15 protein-coding genes, 1 rRNA gene and 1 pseudogene are annotated in these 16,052 nt (G+C 59.2%); 12 read left to right on the top strand and 5 right to left on the bottom strand.

Annotated elements, in window-relative coordinates; translation table 11 throughout:
• Positions 1–76 precede the first annotated feature (76 nt).
• Positions 77–1,613: ribosomal RNA gene (locus AB4O25_RS00290) — 16S ribosomal RNA — on the bottom strand.
• A 638-nt stretch (positions 1,614–2,251) separates the two neighbouring features.
• Between AB4O25_RS00290 and rhtA the strand changes: the two genes are divergently transcribed.
• Both rhtA and AB4O25_RS00280 read left to right on the top strand, forming a co-directional pair.
• Entirely contained in the window at positions 2,252–3,139 is an 888-nt protein-coding gene (rhtA, locus tag AB4O25_RS00285; RefSeq protein WP_017530373.1) for a threonine/homoserine exporter RhtA, read from the top strand.
• A gap of 164 nt (positions 3,140–3,303) precedes the next feature.
• Complete coding sequence (locus AB4O25_RS00280) at positions 3,304–3,585, top strand: hypothetical protein (protein WP_017530372.1); 282 nt, start codon at positions 3,304–3,306, stop codon at positions 3,583–3,585.
• Between the two features lie 118 nt (positions 3,586–3,703).
• Here the strand turns inward: AB4O25_RS00280 and AB4O25_RS00275 are convergent, their stop codons facing one another.
• The 3 genes from AB4O25_RS00275 to AB4O25_RS00265 all read right to left on the bottom strand — a co-directional run bounded on the left by AB4O25_RS00275 (position 3,704) and on the right by AB4O25_RS00265 (position 7,213).
• Positions 3,704–5,512 carry an aminopeptidase P family protein gene (locus tag AB4O25_RS00275; RefSeq protein WP_116079469.1) on the bottom strand — a complete coding sequence of 603 codons (1,809 nt, stop codon included), beginning with the start codon at positions 5,510–5,512 and terminating at the stop codon, positions 3,704–3,706.
• Between the two features lie 36 nt (positions 5,513–5,548).
• The gene (locus AB4O25_RS00270) at positions 5,549–6,709 is read right to left on the bottom strand and encodes a cysteine desulfurase family protein (RefSeq protein ID WP_460150236.1); all 1,161 of its coding nucleotides are present in this window, start codon (positions 6,707–6,709) and stop codon (positions 5,549–5,551) included.
• A gap of 234 nt (positions 6,710–6,943) precedes the next feature.
• Complete coding sequence (locus tag AB4O25_RS00265) at positions 6,944–7,213, bottom strand: hypothetical protein (RefSeq protein WP_026067463.1); 270 nt, start codon at positions 7,211–7,213, stop codon at positions 6,944–6,946.
• Positions 7,214–7,611: 398 nt separating this feature from the next.
• Between AB4O25_RS00265 and msuE the strand changes: the two genes are divergently transcribed.
• The 4 genes from msuE to AB4O25_RS00245 all read left to right on the top strand — a co-directional run bounded on the left by msuE (position 7,612) and on the right by AB4O25_RS00245 (position 11,716).
• The gene (gene msuE, locus AB4O25_RS00260) at positions 7,612–8,175 is read left to right on the top strand and encodes an FMN reductase (protein WP_065876946.1); all 564 of its coding nucleotides are present in this window, start codon (positions 7,612–7,614) and stop codon (positions 8,173–8,175) included.
• A 9-nt stretch (positions 8,176–8,184) separates the two neighbouring features.
• Positions 8,185–9,327, top strand: coding sequence for an FMNH2-dependent alkanesulfonate monooxygenase (ssuD, locus tag AB4O25_RS00255; RefSeq protein WP_017530367.1), 1,143 nt, complete (start codon positions 8,185–8,187; stop codon positions 9,325–9,327).
• 121 nt (positions 9,328–9,448) lie between these two features.
• The gene (locus AB4O25_RS00250; RefSeq protein WP_175404178.1) at positions 9,449–10,600 is read left to right on the top strand and encodes an acyl-CoA dehydrogenase family protein; all 1,152 of its coding nucleotides are present in this window, start codon (positions 9,449–9,451) and stop codon (positions 10,598–10,600) included.
• Positions 10,601–10,612: 12 nt separating this feature from the next.
• Positions 10,613–11,716 (top strand): sigma-54 interaction domain-containing protein, encoded by a 1,104-nt coding sequence (locus tag AB4O25_RS00245; protein ID WP_017530365.1) that lies wholly within the window; start codon positions 10,613–10,615, stop codon positions 11,714–11,716.
• On the opposite strand, the gene AB4O25_RS00240 is transcribed toward AB4O25_RS00245, so the two are convergent.
• The gene (locus tag AB4O25_RS00240) at positions 11,705–12,070 is read right to left on the bottom strand and encodes an antibiotic biosynthesis monooxygenase (RefSeq protein WP_017530364.1); all 366 of its coding nucleotides are present in this window, start codon (positions 12,068–12,070) and stop codon (positions 11,705–11,707) included. The two genes, AB4O25_RS00245 and AB4O25_RS00240, sit on opposite strands and share 12 nt — an antisense overlap.
• 98 nt (positions 12,071–12,168) lie before the next feature.
• On the opposite strand from AB4O25_RS00240, the gene soxR reads away from it, so the two are divergent.
• From soxR to AB4O25_RS00210, 6 genes and pseudogenes are all read left to right on the top strand, one after another.
• Positions 12,169–12,609 (top strand): redox-sensitive transcriptional activator SoxR, encoded by a 441-nt coding sequence (soxR, locus tag AB4O25_RS00235; RefSeq protein ID WP_017530363.1) that lies wholly within the window; start codon positions 12,169–12,171, stop codon positions 12,607–12,609.
• Positions 12,610–12,698: 89 nt separating this feature from the next.
• Positions 12,699–13,157, top strand: a complete 459-nt coding sequence (locus AB4O25_RS00230) for a VOC family protein (protein WP_017530362.1) — start codon at positions 12,699–12,701, stop codon at positions 13,155–13,157.
• A gap of 257 nt (positions 13,158–13,414) precedes the next feature.
• Positions 13,415–14,617, top strand: a complete 1,203-nt coding sequence (locus tag AB4O25_RS00225) for a PepSY-associated TM helix domain-containing protein (RefSeq protein ID WP_017530361.1) — start codon at positions 13,415–13,417, stop codon at positions 14,615–14,617.
• Positions 14,614–15,152: pseudogene (locus tag AB4O25_RS00220) on the top strand (thiamine pyrophosphate-binding protein). The gene AB4O25_RS00225 and the pseudogene AB4O25_RS00220 overlap by 4 nt, the downstream one beginning before the upstream one ends.
• Positions 15,149–15,478: a hypothetical protein gene (locus AB4O25_RS00215; RefSeq protein ID WP_065876944.1), complete on the top strand. Its 330-nt coding sequence runs from the start codon at positions 15,149–15,151 to the stop codon at positions 15,476–15,478. The pseudogene AB4O25_RS00220 and the gene AB4O25_RS00215 overlap by 4 nt, the downstream one beginning before the upstream one ends.
• The gene (locus AB4O25_RS00210; RefSeq protein WP_017530358.1) at positions 15,475–16,035 is read left to right on the top strand and encodes a DUF6162 family protein; all 561 of its coding nucleotides are present in this window, start codon (positions 15,475–15,477) and stop codon (positions 16,033–16,035) included. Before AB4O25_RS00215 ends, AB4O25_RS00210 begins: the two co-directional genes overlap by 4 nt.
• Positions 16,036–16,052: the final 17 nt, after the last annotated feature.

Genomic DNA, 16,052 nt, shown 5'->3' with positions numbered 1-16,052 from the left:
GGGCTGCTTCTTATCGTCTTCTTCAATGAATCAAGCAATTCGTGTGGGAACTTATGGAGCAGCTGATGTCGTCGATTAAGGAGGTGATCCAGCCGCAGGTTCCCCTACGGCTACCTTGTTACGACTTCACCCCAGTCATGAATCACACCGTGGTAACCGTCCTCCCGAAGGTTAGACTAGCTACTTCTGGTGCAACCCACTCCCATGGTGTGACGGGCGGTGTGTACAAGGCCCGGGAACGTATTCACCGCGACATTCTGATTCGCGATTACTAGCGATTCCGACTTCACGCAGTCGAGTTGCAGACTGCGATCCGGACTACGATCGGTTTTATGGGATTAGCTCCACCTCGCGGCTTGGCAACCCTCTGTACCGACCATTGTAGCACGTGTGTAGCCCAGGCCGTAAGGGCCATGATGACTTGACGTCATCCCCACCTTCCTCCGGTTTGTCACCGGCAGTCTCCTTAGAGTGCCCACCATGACGTGCTGGTAACTAAGGACAAGGGTTGCGCTCGTTACGGGACTTAACCCAACATCTCACGACACGAGCTGACGACAGCCATGCAGCACCTGTCTCAATGTTCCCGAAGGCACCAATCTATCTCTAGAAAGTTCATTGGATGTCAAGGCCTGGTAAGGTTCTTCGCGTTGCTTCGAATTAAACCACATGCTCCACCGCTTGTGCGGGCCCCCGTCAATTCATTTGAGTTTTAACCTTGCGGCCGTACTCCCCAGGCGGTCAACTTAATGCGTTAGCTGCGCCACTAAGAGCTCAAGGCTCCCAACGGCTAGTTGACATCGTTTACGGCGTGGACTACCAGGGTATCTAATCCTGTTTGCTCCCCACGCTTTCGCACCTCAGTGTCAGTATCAGTCCAGGTGGTCGCCTTCGCCACTGGTGTTCCTTCCTATATCTACGCATTTCACCGCTACACAGGAAATTCCACCACCCTCTACCATACTCTAGTCAGTCAGTTTTGAATGCAGTTCCCAGGTTGAGCCCGGGGATTTCACATCCAACTTAACAAACCACCTACGCGCGCTTTACGCCCAGTAATTCCGATTAACGCTTGCACCCTCTGTATTACCGCGGCTGCTGGCACAGAGTTAGCCGGTGCTTATTCTGTCGGTAACGTCAAAACAATCACGTATTAGGTAACTGCCCTTCCTCCCAACTTAAAGTGCTTTACAATCCGAAGACCTTCTTCACACACGCGGCATGGCTGGATCAGGCTTTCGCCCATTGTCCAATATTCCCCACTGCTGCCTCCCGTAGGAGTCTGGACCGTGTCTCAGTTCCAGTGTGACTGATCATCCTCTCAGACCAGTTACGGATCGTCGCCTTGGTGAGCCATTACCTCACCAACTAGCTAATCCGACCTAGGCTCATCTGATAGCGCAAGGCCCGAAGGTCCCCTGCTTTCTCCCGTAGGACGTATGCGGTATTAGCGTCCGTTTCCGAACGTTATCCCCCACTACCAGGCAGATTCCTAGGCATTACTCACCCGTCCGCCGCTCTCAAGAGAAGCAAGCTTCTCTCTACCGCTCGACTTGCATGTGTTAGGCCTGCCGCCAGCGTTCAATCTGAGCCATGATCAAACTCTTCAGTTCAAACATCTTTGGGTTTTAAGAAACCCTAAACTTGGCTCAGCAATCGTTGGTTACATCTTTGATTTCTCGCGGAGTAACTTGTGATGCTGATAATCTTGTTGACTATCAGTCTGACTCCACAAGCACCCACACGAATTGCTTGATTCAGTTGTTAAAGAGCGGTTGGTTAAGAGCTTTCGTCTCAACCGAGGCGCGCATTCTACAGCAGCCTCATTTGCTGTCAAGCGGTTATTTTCAGAAGCTTTCGAAGATTTCTTCAACAACTTCAACCACTTGCGCTTCCGATCTCTCGTCAGCGGGAGGCGAATTCTACAGCGTTACACGCTGCTGTCAACACCTCTTTTTCAACTTCCTTTTGGCTTCGATGAACTGAAGCAACTTGCTGCCGAAAACTGCGTAACTCATTGTTTACCAAGGAGTTTTCCGTTTCGACTGCGCCGGAAGTGGGGCGAATTATAGGCTTCCAGAATCTGCGGTCAAGCGTTAATTTTGTTTTTCTATCAGACAGCCTTAAATCCTAAGAACGTTCTATCTATATAAAAAACCCAACCCTAATATTGAGCAATATATTGCTCAATTTAAAACAGTTAAGCATCATAACGCCCTCTGCTACTCACTCATGATCCGGATCTCCCCCAATGACCACCTCCCCCCGCAGCCTGGCTTCGGCATTGTTCCCAGTCGGACTGCTGCTGATCGCCATGGCCTCCATTCAGTCCGGCGCCTCGCTGGCCAAGAGCATGTTCCCTATTGTCGGCGCACAAGGCACTACAACCCTGCGTTTGATTTTTGCCAGTGTGATCATGCTGCTCATCTTGCGCCCATGGCGCGCCAGCCTGACAGCCAAGTCCCTGCGCACCGTGATCATTTACGGGATGGCATTGGGCGGCATGAACTTCCTCTTCTATATGTCCTTGCGCAGCGTCCCACTAGGTATCGCAGTCGCCCTTGAATTCACTGGGCCACTCGCGGTAGCCATCTACGCGTCGCGACGAGCAATAGACTTCTTGTGGATTGGCCTCGCGATCATCGGCCTGCTCCTGTTGATTCCCCTAGGGGAAGCCAGCAGCGGCATCGACTTGCTCGGAGCGGCCTATGCCTTAAGCGCAGGCGTTTGCTGGGCCCTCTACATTCTGTTCGGACAGAAGGCCGGTAACGACAACGGCGTCCAGACCGCCGCCCTCGGCGTAATGATCGCCGCACTGTTTGTGGCACCTATCGGTATAGTGCACGCCGGCAGTGCGTTGCTGACGCCCGCGTTGATCCCGGTCGCCATCGGCGTCGCCATACTGTCCACCGCCCTGCCCTACACCTTGGAGATGGTGGCACTGACGCGCTTGCCCGCGCGTACTTTCGGCACCCTTATGAGCATTGAGCCGGCATTCGGCGCACTCTCTGGCCTGCTCTTCCTGCAGGAACACCTGTCCCTGGCGCAATGGCTGGCTATAACGTGCATCATCATGGCCTCGGTAGGTGCGACGCTGACGATGCGCAATGAGACAAAGCCGCTGGTACCGGTGGACTGAATCATCTTTGAAGGTCGCTCTAGTATTTGCCGCCCATTTAGGCCATGTTTAGCCTGCAAACGAATGTCATTCATGGAGATTTTCGACAAGGACAGCGCGAACGCTACACTCGAGAGCGAGTAAAGCCTGCTTCAAGCAATGCGAAGCGGCTATTAAGGATAGGAATGAAGCGAATTTTGATGCTGTTAATCGTCGTGGCCATTGCAGGTTGTGCCGCGACGACCAAGACAGAAGTAAAGCGGGGCAAAAAAGGACTGCACATCAACTGTTCCGGCCTGTCTTCCTCCTGGGACCAGTGCTACACGAGTGCAACCAACTCTTGCGGCGCCAAGGGCTACCGAGTTATCGCTAAGTCCGGTGACAATTCAGAGGAACCAGGGGACTACCCCTTCGGCCTCAACCCAGCGGGCTATACCAGCCGCAGCATGATCGTCATTTGCAGATAGTCGACCGAGCAGTCCACTCGCGACTGCTCCGTCGCCCCACCGCGCAAACCCGTCTACTTAATCGCATAGCGCCGTTTCCAGCGCTGGGCGTTTGCTGTCGTGCCTGAACTGCAACCGATCAAATAGCCGCCGTACGCGTCTGCAACCATTGCAACCCAGCACCATTAAGCAATGGACTCAGCCGTTCACGCACTTCGGCATGGTAGGCATTGAACCACTCACGCTCATCCTGTGTGAGCAACGAAGTTTCCAGGCAACGGGTGTCGATCGGGCACAACGTCAAGGTTTCAAACTTAAGGAACTCACCAAATTCGGTCTTGCCCGCTTCGCGGTTCAATACCAGGTTCTCGATACGTACCCCCCAACGACCAGGACGGTAAGTACCGGGCTCGATCGACGTAATCATCCCCGGCTGCATCGCGGTTTGCGGGGCAGCGACGGCCTGATAGGCAATCACCTGCGGACCCTCGTGCACATTAAGGAAATAACCTACGCCGTGCCCAGTACCGTGGCCGTAATCCACGCCTTCGGCCCAGATTGGCGCGCGAGCAATGGAGTCCAGCAGCGGCGACAGAATCCCTTTGGGAAAATGGGCCCGGGACAGTGCTATGACGCCCTTCAACACACGTGTGCAGTCACGCTTCTGTTCTTCACTCGGCGTACCGACGGGCACCATCCGCGTGATATCCGTCGTACCGCCCAGATACTGGCCACCCGAGTCAATCAGCAGCAACCCGTCGCCTTCGATCACGGCGTGTTCTTCTTCGGTTGCATGGTAATGCGGCATTGCCCCATTGGCGTTGAACGCTGCAATGGTGTTGAAACTCAGTGATACATAACCAGGGCGGCGAGTACGCGCAGCCGTGAGATGTTCGTCAATGGTCAGTTCAGTGATGCGCTCACGCCCCAGCGCGCTGTCCAGCCAGGCGAAGAATTCGCACAAGGCCGCGCCGTCCTGTTCCATGGCCTGTCGGATATGTTCCGCATCCGCCAAACTCTTGCGGGATTTGGCCAGCGTGGTCGGGTTAAGCCCTTCGATCAGCTTGACGCCGCCCACCAGGTTTTCCAGCAAGCCCGCGGTGACACGGGCCGGGTCAACCTGCAAGCTTGCACCCGATGGGACCTCGCGCAGGGCAGCCGCCACTTTGCTGTAGTCACATAGCGTTACGCCGTCCTGTTCAAGCACAGCGCGCAACTCGGCATTGACCTTGTCTAGTGCCACAAACAACGTCGCCTGCTGCTGATTGATCAGCGCGAACGACACAAACACCGGGTTAAACGAAACATCGCCGCCACGCAGGTTGAACAGCCAGGCGATGTCATCCAGGGTGGCGATGAAATGCCAGTCGGCCCCCTTCTCTTGCAAACTGGCGCGCAGTGCGGCGAGTTTTTCACCACGGCTGACGGTTGCCTGCGGCGGCAGATGCTCATAGATCGGTTGGTTCGGCAGCGCCGGGCGGCCTTGCCAGACTTCATCGAGCAAATCGATATCGGTGCGCAGTCGCGCGCCGCGCTCCGCCAGCTTACCGCTCAAGGTGCGCGCCGAAGCCACCGCCATTACGGCGCCGTCCACCGCCACCACGCCGCCTTCCGGGGTGTGCTCGGCCAGCCACTCCAGTGGCCCAGGCTGGCCCGGTTGCAGCTTCACCAACTCGATGCCACTGCCCTTGAGTTCCTTGGTTGCCTGCTCCCAGTAACGGCTATCGGCCCACACACCGGCGAAATCCGCAGTGACAATCAACGTCCCCACCGAGCCATGGAAACCCGACAACCATTGGCGCCCTTGCCAGTAACCCGGTAAATACTCGGACAGGTGGGGATCAGCCGATGGCACCAGCAAGGCATGAATGCCCTCGCGACTCATCAGTTCACGGATGCGCGCCAAGCGCTGGGGAACCGTTCCATGGGTCAAAGGCTGCGTACTCATTGTGTCTCCTGTAAACACTCATAATTATTGTAGAAATCAGACGGCCCAGAACGCCGGTGCACTGGCGAGCGCGGCCTTGATCAGTTGCACGGCCTGATCGATGTCCTGCTCGGTGGTAAACCGGCCCAGGCTCAAGCGAATGGTCCGGCCAGCGCTGCGCGCGTCGTGGCCCAGGGCAAGCAGCACGTGGGATGGCGCATTGCTCGCGGAGTTGCACGCCGATGTCGCGGAAAACGCCATACCCACGCTCAATGCCGCAGAATTGAATTCACCTTCGCTGAAGGTCAGGCTCAGGGTATGGGGGATACGCTGCGTGGCGCTGCCATTAAGGCGCACACCGGCAACCGACGCCAACTGATCCAACAGGCGCTGACGCAACCCGACAATCAGTGCTTTCTCCTCGGCAAACGACTGCGCCGCCAAAGCAAACGCCTTGCCCATACCGGCAATCTGATGGGTCGCCAAAGTCCCGGAGCGCAGACCGCCCTCGTGACCACCACCATGAATCTGCGCCAACACTTTCTGCTGCGCCCGCGCCCCGACATACAACGCACCGATCCCCTTGGGGCCATACAGCTTGTGCGCCGAAAACGACATCAAATCCACTGGCCATTGCGCTAGGTCGATAGCCACTTTGCCCGCCCCTTGCGCCGCATCCACATGCAACAGTGCGCCGTGCTCACGTACGCGCGCGCCAATGGCGGGGATGTCGTTCAGGGTGCCCAGTTCGTTATTCACCAGCATCAAGGAGACCAGGAAAGTGTCGTCACGCAACGCTTCACTGACGGCTTCGGCACTGATCAGCCCATCGGCGTCCGGCACCAGGTAGGTCACGGCCACGCCGCTCTCCTGCAACTGTCGCGCGGTGTCCAGGGTGGCCTTGTGTTCAATCTGGCTGGTGATGATGTGCCCGCCCGCAACGCCGCGCGCCTGGGCGACACCCTTGATAGCGAGGTTGTTGGATTCAGTCGCGCCAGAAGTCCACACAATCTGTTCAGGCTGGGCGCCCACCAACTCGGCCACCTGCAGCCGTGCCAGTTCAACCGTTTGCCGGGCCGCCTGGCCAAACGCATGGGAACTGGACGCGGGGTTACCAAAATTGGCGTTGAAGCCCAGGCACTCGACCATTACCTGGATGACCCGCTCATCCGCCGGGGTGGTGGCGGCATAGTCGAAATACAACGGACGTTTATTCATGACGTAAAGACTCGCAGAGCAGGTTCCCGAGAGCAGCGTCTCAGGGGCATCGACCAGAAACAGAGGTCGTCAGGTTTACCCGATCGAATGCCGTTAAAGAAGGACCACTTTATGTAAATGTGCGTAGGAACGCTCCTGAAATTCAGCTTAACAGGCTGAAGTAACGCCAGGGCAAACAAAAAAGCCCGAGGTTCCTTAGGGGAAACCTCGGGCTTTTTGCCGCTGAGCACCGGCTCAACTGGGACGACCATGCAATGTCACGCTACGTTCGGCGTTCATTTCACCCTGGCGATCAAAACCAAAGGGCTTCTGTGGCTGGCCAGTCAGTGCAGCTCGCTGCTGTTGATATTCATCAAACGATAAGCCGCGACGGCTCAGTGCTTCGAGAGCCAGTTGCCTGGTTTCTTCAGCCGTGTAAGGACGCAACTCGGGCGAAGGATGGGTCGCACACCCGGCGAGGACAGCGGTGACAAACAATAAGGAAACGGCGAGAAATCGGTTCATGGCGTTGGCCTGCAAAGGAGGTTTCGAGTCAATGAACACAGGCTACTCGCGGCCCGTCCCGGTGAAAAATCACCTCACGTGATAGTCGCTATCAACCGCCAAGGCACCTTCAATAGTCCGCCGCATTTATATCTTTATGATCTATAAATATGTAAATGCATTAATTTACGGAATAACAATAAGCCTCTATAAATGGCTTCACAGCACAGCGGCACTGTTCGCCGAGCAACTGTTGCCCAGGCAACAGCCCTTCAACAAATCAGCAGGCAGACAACAGCAGCATTTTTCAGCAGTGAGCCCGCAGCCCCCGCCAATCAAGGCCTGCACTCGTTGGTACAGCTCTTGCTCAACACCTTGCACCTCACCTGCTTTGAACCACTGTTGAAAAGGAACTGTTCATGACGCGTCCCCTGAATGTCGTTGCCCTCTCCGGCGGAACCTGGCGTCCGTCCCGCACCCTGGTACTGACCCAGGCCATGCTGGTCGAACTGGCCAATCTGTTGCCGATCCAGACCACGCTGATCGAGCTGGGCGACATTGCCCGACCATTGGGCGGTGCGCTGTCCCGAGACGAACTGCCCGCCGACGTCGAAGCGCAACTGCTGGCCATCGAACAGGCCGACCTGCTGATCGTCGCCGCGCCGGTCTATCGCGGGTCCTACCCCGGCCTGCTCAAGCACTTGTTCGACCTGATCGGTCTCAACGCACTGATCAACACACCGGTATTGCTCGCAGCCACAGGCGGCAGCGAACGCCACGCCCTGGTTCTCGATCACCAGCTAAGGCCGTTGTTCAGTTTCTTCCAGGCGCTGACCTTGCCGATCGGCGTGTACGCCACCGAGGCCGACTTCACCGACTACCAAATAACCAGCGAGCCCCTGAAGGGCCGGATACGCCTTGCGGCAGAACGCGCAGCGCCTTTATTTGCAGCGCACTCATCCTCTCTGCTGAAAATCGCTTAAGGATTGGTCATGGATGTTTTCTGGTTTTTACCGACACATGGCGACGGCCATTACTTGGGCACCACCCAAGGTGCACGGCCCGTTACCCTCAATTACCTGAAACAAGTCGCCCAGGCGGCTGACAGCCTGGGTTATCACGGCGTGTTGATTCCTACCGGACGCTCGTGCGAAGACTCCTGGGTCATCGCCTCGGCGCTGGTACCACTGACAGAACGCCTGCGCTACCTGGTGGCGATTCGTCCAGGCATCATCTCGCCCACGGTTTCCGCGCGCATGGCCGCCACTCTGGATCGCCTGTCCAACGGCCGCTTGCTGATCAATGTCGTCACCGGCGGTGACCCCGACGAGAACCGTGGCGACGGCAGCTTCCTCGACCACAGCGAACGCTACGAAGTCTCCGACGAGTTCCTGAAGATCTGGCGCCGCGTTTTGCAGGGCGAATCGGTGGATTTCGAAGGCAAACACCTGCGCGTACAGAACGCCAAGGCGCTGTACCCTCCGGTGCAAAAACCTTACCCACCGCTGTACTTCGGCGGTTCGTCCGACGCCGCCCATGACCTCGCCGCCGAACAGGTGGACGTCTACCTGACCTGGGGCGAGCCCCCCGCCGCCGTCGCGGAAAAACTCGCGGATGTGCGTGAACGCGCCGCTCGTCACGGGCGTACGGTGAAGTTCGGCATTCGCCTGCATGTAATCGTGCGCGAAACCGAAGAGGACGCATGGAAAGCCGCCGAAAAACTGATAGAGCACATCAGCGACGAAACCATCGCCGCCGCGCAAAAATCCTTCTCGCGTTTTGATTCCGAAGGCCAGCGCCGCATGGCGGCCCTGCATGATGGGCGCCGCGACAACCTGGAAATCGCCCCCAACCTGTGGGCCGGGGTCGGGCTGGTGCGCGGCGGCGCGGGCACCGCGCTGGTGGGCAGCCCGCAACAAGTGGCCGCGCGCATCAAGGAATACGCCGACCTGGGCATCGAGAGCTTCATCTTCTCCGGCTACCCGCATCTGGAAGAGGCCTACCGCTTTGCCGAGCTGGTGTTCCCGCTGCTGCCGGAACCTTACGCCAGCCTCGCCGGGCGTGGCATCACCAACCTCACTGGCCCGTTCGGCGAAATGATTGCCAACGATGTGTTGCCGACGACCAAGGCCTGAGTTCAGTGAGATCGGCTCTAAGTGGGGCGAACAAGCCCGCTCCACATTCAGCCTCATTGCCACATAGACATTTGAGGAACACCGCGTGACAGCCAAACCTCACAGCGTCCTGCCATCCCCGATGCAGACCGCCAAACTGCTGGCCGCCGAGTTCGCCCTCAGCGCCGTCGAACGCGACGAGCGCGGTGGCACCCCCAAGGCCGAACGCGATGCCCTGCGCCACAGCGGCCTGCTGGCCCTGAGCATTCCCACCCAATATGGCGGCCTCGGCGCGCGCTGGAGCGAAACCCTGGGCATCGTGCGCGAATTAGCCAAGGTCGACAGTTCCATCGCCCATGTCTTCGGCTTCCACCACCTGATGCTCGCCACCGTGCGCCTGTTTTCGCGCCCCGACCAATGGCAACCCTGGTTCGAACAAACCGCACGCAAAAACTGGTTCTGGGGCAACGCCCTCAACCCCTTGGATACGCGCACCGTGGTCAAAGACTTCGGTGGCTGGCGCGAATTCTCGGGCAAGAAGAGTTTCTGCTCCGGCGCCAGCGACTCGGAAATGCTGATCGCCTCGGCGGTCGACGAAAACGCCGGCGGCAAGCTGCTCATCGCCGCCATCCCCAGCGGGCGCAGCGGCATCACCTTACACAATGACTGGAACAATATCGGCCAGCGCCAGACCGACAGCGGCAGCGCCAGCTTTGAGCGGGTACGCGTCGAAGAGTCGGAGTTACTGCTCGACCCAGGCCCACTGAGCACACCCTTCGCCTGCTTGCGTCCGTTGATCGCCCAACTGACGTTCACACATATGTTTCTCGGCATTGCCGAAGGTGCTTTTGACGAAGCACGCAATTACACCCTCACCGAAACCCGGGCCTGGCACAAATCATCAGCCGAAGACGTGCGCCAGGACCCTTACGTGCTGCACCACTACGGCGAGTTCTGGGTCGCATTGGAAGGCGTGCGCCTTTTGGTGGAACGTGCCGCCGGGTTGCTGGACCAAGCGTGGGCCAAAGGCCCAACTCTAAGCGAACACGAACGCGGCCAACTGGCGATTGCCATCGCTACCGCCAAGGTCGCCGCCACACGCCAGGGCCTGGACCTGTGCAGCCGCCTGTTTGAAGTCACCGGCGCGCGCTCCACCCATGCCTCCCTGCGCCTGGACCGTCACTGGCGCAACCTGCGGACACAAACCCTGCACGACCCGGTGGACTACAAACTCCACGAACTCGGGGACTGGGCGTTAAACCAGGCCCTGCCGACTCCAACGTTCTACTCATAAGAAGAGGTGCCCATGCAGCTTTTAACCTTACCGCCCTCGCCCGCCCTCGCGACGTCGATCCGCGCCACCGCCCAGGTTTTCGAAGACCCGAAATCCCAGGCGCTGCTCGACCATATCCAGCAAGTGGCGCCCAGCGAAGCCAGCGTGCTGATCATCGGCGAAACCGGCACCGGTAAAGAGCTGGTGGCGCGCCACATTCATAACCTCAGCGCGCGGCGTAACCGGCCGTTCGTGGCAGTGAACTGCGGCGCGTTCTCTGAATCACTGGTGGAAGCCGAACTGTTCGGCCATGAAAAAGGCGCCTTCACCGGCGCCCTCAGCGCCAAGGCCGGCTGGTTCGAAGAGGCCGACGGCGGCACCCTGTTCCTGGACGAAATCGGTGATTTACCGATGGCGATCCAGGTCAAATTGTTGCGCGTATTACAGGAACGCGAAGTGGTGCGCCTGGGTTCGCGCAAGAGCATTCCTATTGATGTGCGCGTACTGGCCGCGACCAATGTGCAACTGGAAAAAGCCATCAATGCCGGGCACTTTCGCGAGGACCTCTATTACCGTCTCGATGTCGTCAGCCTGGAACTCAGCCCGTTGCGCGACCGCCCCGGCGATATCCTGCCGCTGACCCGGCACTTTATCGAAGCCTACAGCCAGCGCCTGGGCTATGGCCCGATCACCATCAGCCGCGAGGCCGAGCACAAGCTCAAAAGCTACAGTTGGCCGGGCAATATCCGCGAGCTGGAGAACGTGATTCACCACACCTTGCTGATCTGCCGCAACGGCGTGATCGAACGCGACGACTTGCGCCTGTCGAACATGCGCATCGAGCGCCAGGATGACGGCCAGCACACTGCCGACAATAGCGCCGAGGCCTTATTGGAGCGCGCCTTCAAAAAACTCTTCGAAGAACAGGCCGGCGCGCTGCATGAAAAGGTCGAGGACGCGCTGCTGCGCGCGGCCTATCGCTTCAGTCATTACAACCAGGTGCACACCGCCAACCTGCTGGGCCTGAGCCGTAATGTCACGCGCACGCGCCTGATCAAAATTGGCGAACTGGCGGTGAACAAACGCCGCCCCGGGGAAAATATCCAAGGTGAGCGGATGCTGCACCTATCCATATAGGCGGCAGTGCAAGGCGTTGTCATGACTGCGCTCAAAGCTGCGCAGCACCTGGAACGAACCAAAGGTCACGGCCGTGGCCTGATGGGCGCGTATCAGCGTCCAGAAATCTTCGTCGCCCTGCTCAAAACGCTTGAACGCCGCCTCACCGTCCGCGCGGGACTGCCATTGCAAATAGTTGAGCACCCGCCGCCCGTCGTCGCTGACCTGCACACTCGCACTCAAGAATCCGACATGGCCCTGGGCCAGGCGCTCGCTCTGGGTGGATAAGGCCGCCACCAACGCGCCTTGTTGCTGGGGTTCGATATGAAACTCGATCAGTTGAGTGAAACTGCAATTCCTCTCCAATACCTGCATGAAAACTCCCCTCTTGCTGTAGGCAGAATCTTGCGATTCGATGCCACGCAGGGTAAAACCTCCAGTTAAGTCAAGGTCAAGCGTTTAATCGGAGCTTTATGGTCGCCAAGGAACTCACCGTTGGCCAATTGGCTGCACGCAGCGGCGTAGCGGTCACGGCCCTGCACTTTTACGAAACCAAGGGGCTGATCACCAGTCGGCGCAACGCCGGTAATCAACGGCGCTATCCGCGGGATGTATTGCGCCGCGTCGTGGTGATCAAGATCGCGCAGCGCTTGGGCATTCCGCTCGCCACCATCGGCGAAGCGCTGCAGGCGCTGCCCGATGGCCGCACGCCCACCGCCAAAGACTGGGAGCGTCTGTCGGCGCAGTGGCGCGAAGACTTGGATGAGCGCATCAACAAGCTGTTGCTGCTACGCGACAAGCTCAACGGCTGCATCGGTTGCGGGTGTTTGTCGCTGGAGGCCTGCCCGCTGCGCAACCAGGACGATCAACTGGGTGAACGTGGGCCGGGAGCGCAATTGCTCGAGCCCAGCTAAGTCTTCTTGTCGGGAGCCACGGAGCCCTTGATTGGCGTGGCCTATAGTGAAAAAGCCACCCCTTCGCAAAGCCAATCAAGGAGAACGCTATGAACGTTAAACCTATCCCCGAGGGCTATCACGGCATCACGCCCTACCTGGGCATCGACAAAGCCTCCGATGCCATCGAGTTTTACAAAAAGGCCTTTGACGCCACCCAAGTCATGCGCCTGGACATGCCCGACGGCAAGGTCGGCCACGCCGAGCTGCGCATTGGCGGCTCGCCGATCATGCTGGGTTCGCCTTGCGATGAAATGGCCCTGCGCAATCCGGCAGAACACACCAGTGTCGGCTTGCATCTGTATGTGGAAGACGTCGACGCGCAGTTCAAAAAAGCTGTCGCTGCCGGTGCCACGGTGGTGTCCGAACCCAAGGACCAGTTCTATGGCGACCGCTCCGCGAGTGTGACGGATCCTTACGGCCATCTCTGGTTCCTGGCCACCCATAAGGAAGACCTTACCGAGCAGCAGATTCACGAGCGTGCCAAAAAGATGTTCCAGCAGAGCTGACCACCCACATGGGAGCTTGCTGCGGCGAGGGCCCCGCCCTTTCTGCGCAGCAGGCTCCCTTTCTAGAGGGCCGCCATCTTCGCGAAAGCCCCCCATCTCCTTGATCCCAGCCGCTGAAACATTTTATTTCATTTAAGGCTTAGGGATTTCTCATTCTCATCCGTCTTAACTTAGATACAGCCTGTCGCGTAAGCAAAAGCTACGACTGGCCTTTTCCGGGCCTCCATCGCCCCCCTCCGATCAAGACCCTCATTCACATGTCGAAGAAGTCACGCTCAAAACTCTGGTTTCTGGTACATAGCTGGCTGGCGTTGCCCATCTGGTTCTTTGTACTGATCGTCTGCGTCACCGGGACCCTGGCGGTGGTCAGCCAGGAAATCGTCTGGCTGGCCAACCCGGACATCCGCGCAAGCAAGCCTTCGGATGATGCCGAACCGCTGAGCTACGACCAGGTCATCCGCGCCATCAAGCGCGCCGAGCCTGAAGTGATCGTGCAGTCTCTCAGCCGTCCGGACGAGTCGCACTTTGCCCTGAGTGTCGACCTCAGCTACCCCGACGGTCGCTCGGTAGAGGTCTACGTCAACCCGTACACCGGGGCGATCCAGGGCATCAGCCCCTCGTTCGATTTCCGGCAGTTCACCCGCGCGCTCCACGGCTGGTGGCTGGTACCGTTCACCAATGGCTACAGTTGGGGCTGGTACCTGGTGTCACTGCTCGGCTTGCCGATGCTGGCGTCGCTGGTTACCGGGCTGGTGGTGTACAAGCGCTTCTGGAAAGGGTTTCTCAAGCCGACCCTGCGCATCCGGCACGGGGCGCGGATCTTCTGGGGGGATTTTCACCGCCTCAGTGGTATCTGGTCCATTTGGTTTATCGCGGTGATCTCCATCACCGGTACCTGGTTTTTGATCCAGGCGATGTTGGGCGATAACCAGATATCAATCTCCAGCGAACCCATTGTCCCCGTGATCGCGCGGGAGAACGTACCTGGTTCGGCGCCCGGCGTGCCGGCCCCCATGATTCCCCTGGATGACGCCATCAAGATCGCGACCCAGCGCATCCCAGGCCTGGAAGCGAGTTTCGTCAGCCTTCCCCTCAACGCCTACAGCCACCTGCAGATCGGCGGGCGGGGCTGGTACCCGCTGATGTACCAGACCGCCCAACTCAACCCCTATAACGGCGAAATCGCTGTCTCGCACCTGCTGTCCGACCGCACCGCGCTCGAGTTCGTCACCGAATCCATGCGCCCGCTGCACACCGGCGACTTCGGCGGGCTGTGGGTCAAGCTCATCTGGGCATTCTTCGGCCTCGTGCTGAGCATGATGGTCTTGAGCGGCCTGCTGATCTGGACCAAGCGCACGGCCCTGGCCACGCTCAACGCCCTCAAGCGCGAAACCAAGCAACAGCGCAAGCCCCTGTCCATTCCAGCGATGCAGGCTGAAACGTCGGAGGCCAAGCCATGAGCAAGGTCGCCGTCGCTAAACCGTCCTCACCGCTGCGCACCTCTGGCTCAAGTGGCGCTTCCACATCAATATATTGCTGCTGCTGGTCCCTTTGGGCTTCATGCCCAAGTACTTCGCCGATGCCGCACTGTTTCGCGGCGACACCGGCATTGGCGAGCGCGTGGCCGGTGACGTGCAGGTCGGTCCCTGGAGCCTGACCCTCGCCGAGTTCCGCAATGAAGGCCCGCGCCCGGACCCTGCCGGTCCCATGAAGGCCTTCAACGCCGCCTTGTGCGGCACCTGCGCCGATCAGGTCAAGGCCACGTACCTGCGCATCGGCAAACCGCGCAGCCTGCGCGCCGCCGGCGTGATCTTCTTCGGCACGCCGTACCGCATGGGTGCCGCCTTGCCGATACCGGAACGCACCCCCGCCGACGCCGAACTGTGGGTCACCATGGAAGGCTGGGACGGCAGCATGCACCAGGGTTCCATCCCGCTGAGCCAGGCCTCGCCTGCCACCATCGCCTGGCTGAACAAGCAAGGAGTTAAACCATGACATTCAAGCGCCTGACACGTGCCGGTGCCGCGCTATTGCTGTGTGCCGGTTTGAGCAACACCGCCCTGGCCCACAACCCGATGTGCGAGTGCAAGGAAATCCCCGGCGAACAGATCCAGTGCAAAGGCGGCTTCTCCGATGGCAGCGGCGCACCGGGGGTGACCCTGGATGTGATCGGCTACGACGAAACGATCCTGGTGCCCGGCAAGCTCGGCGAGGATTCCACCCTGACATTCAAGAAACCGTCGGCCGAATTCTATGTGCTGTTTGATGCCGGCCCCGGCCACGTCGTGGAAATCGACCAAGCGGATATCCAGCCACAATGAGTACCACACAGGTTGTACGACCCGCCGGGGCCGGCCACGAAACCCTCTACGTCCTGCTGCTGTGCCTGATCATCCTCGCGGTGGCCGGCACCGTGGTGGCGATGCACGGTGAGCCCCGGGAAGTCGCCGCGCTACCCAGCCACCAGTTGGACGCACGCCGTGACCTGAACGCCGCTGAACAAGGAATCTACGCAGACCTGCGGGTAACCCTGGACGAAATCCATCTGCTGCAAGAAGAGCAAAGCGCGCTGCCGACGCCTGAACAACTGGCCGAAGAAGGCTTCGCGCCCTTCGCTCAGGATGCCAGTTCGGTCAGCCGTGGCGACCATCGTTGGCGGTTGCTGGCGCCTTCGGCGTATGTGGGCTTGAGCCAGGCGCCGAGCACCAGCGGTTCACTGCTGATGCGCGTGCAGGGCACCGAGCCGGATATCTGGCTCAACCGCCGCCAGGACCTCCCCGCCCCTTCCGACCTCACTGACCAGGCGCTGATCGCGGCGGGCTGGCAGCAAGTGGTCGCGCAATTCGATGCCGGCGTTACCCGCCAGCACCGTCACTGAACGAGAAGACCGATTGC

The sequence above is a fragment of the Pseudomonas sp. S3_A03 genome, from assembly GCF_054668275.1.
Note: the sequence above shows the minus strand (reverse complement) of the source record. Positions and strands in the feature narration are given on the sequence as shown.

What these genes read in the sequence shown, in the direction of transcription:
- AB4O25_RS00250 (WP_175404178.1), top strand. Translation starts at nt 9,449, where the DNA reads ATGCAGACCGCCAAACTGCTGGCCGCCGAGTTCGCCCTCAGCGCCGTC.
- AB4O25_RS00215 (WP_065876944.1), top strand. Translation starts at nt 15,149, where the DNA reads ATGACATTCAAGCGCCTGACACGTGCCGGTGCCGCGCTATTGCTGTGT.
- AB4O25_RS00275 (WP_116079469.1), bottom strand. Translation starts at nt 5,512, where the DNA reads ATGAGTACGCAGCCTTTGACCCATGGAACGGTTCCCCAGCGCTTGGCG.
- AB4O25_RS00245 (WP_017530365.1), top strand. Translation starts at nt 10,613, where the DNA reads ATGCAGCTTTTAACCTTACCGCCCTCGCCCGCCCTCGCGACGTCGATC.
- AB4O25_RS00210 (WP_017530358.1), top strand. Translation starts at nt 15,475, where the DNA reads ATGAGTACCACACAGGTTGTACGACCCGCCGGGGCCGGCCACGAAACC.
- AB4O25_RS00225 (WP_017530361.1), top strand. Translation starts at nt 13,415, where the DNA reads ATGTCGAAGAAGTCACGCTCAAAACTCTGGTTTCTGGTACATAGCTGG.
- AB4O25_RS00230 (WP_017530362.1), top strand. Translation starts at nt 12,699, where the DNA reads ATGAACGTTAAACCTATCCCCGAGGGCTATCACGGCATCACGCCCTAC.
- AB4O25_RS00270 (WP_460150236.1), bottom strand. Translation starts at nt 6,709, where the DNA reads ATGAATAAACGTCCGTTGTATTTCGACTATGCCGCCACCACCCCGGCG.
- rhtA (WP_017530373.1), top strand. Translation starts at nt 2,252, where the DNA reads ATGACCACCTCCCCCCGCAGCCTGGCTTCGGCATTGTTCCCAGTCGGA.
- AB4O25_RS00280 (WP_017530372.1), top strand. Translation starts at nt 3,304, where the DNA reads ATGAAGCGAATTTTGATGCTGTTAATCGTCGTGGCCATTGCAGGTTGT.
- AB4O25_RS00265 (WP_026067463.1), bottom strand. Translation starts at nt 7,213, where the DNA reads ATGAACCGATTTCTCGCCGTTTCCTTATTGTTTGTCACCGCTGTCCTC.
- ssuD (WP_017530367.1), top strand. Translation starts at nt 8,185, where the DNA reads ATGGATGTTTTCTGGTTTTTACCGACACATGGCGACGGCCATTACTTG.
- soxR (WP_017530363.1), top strand. Translation starts at nt 12,169, where the DNA reads ATGGTCGCCAAGGAACTCACCGTTGGCCAATTGGCTGCACGCAGCGGC.
- AB4O25_RS00240 (WP_017530364.1), bottom strand. Translation starts at nt 12,070, where the DNA reads ATGCAGGTATTGGAGAGGAATTGCAGTTTCACTCAACTGATCGAGTTT.
- msuE (WP_065876946.1), top strand. Translation starts at nt 7,612, where the DNA reads ATGACGCGTCCCCTGAATGTCGTTGCCCTCTCCGGCGGAACCTGGCGT.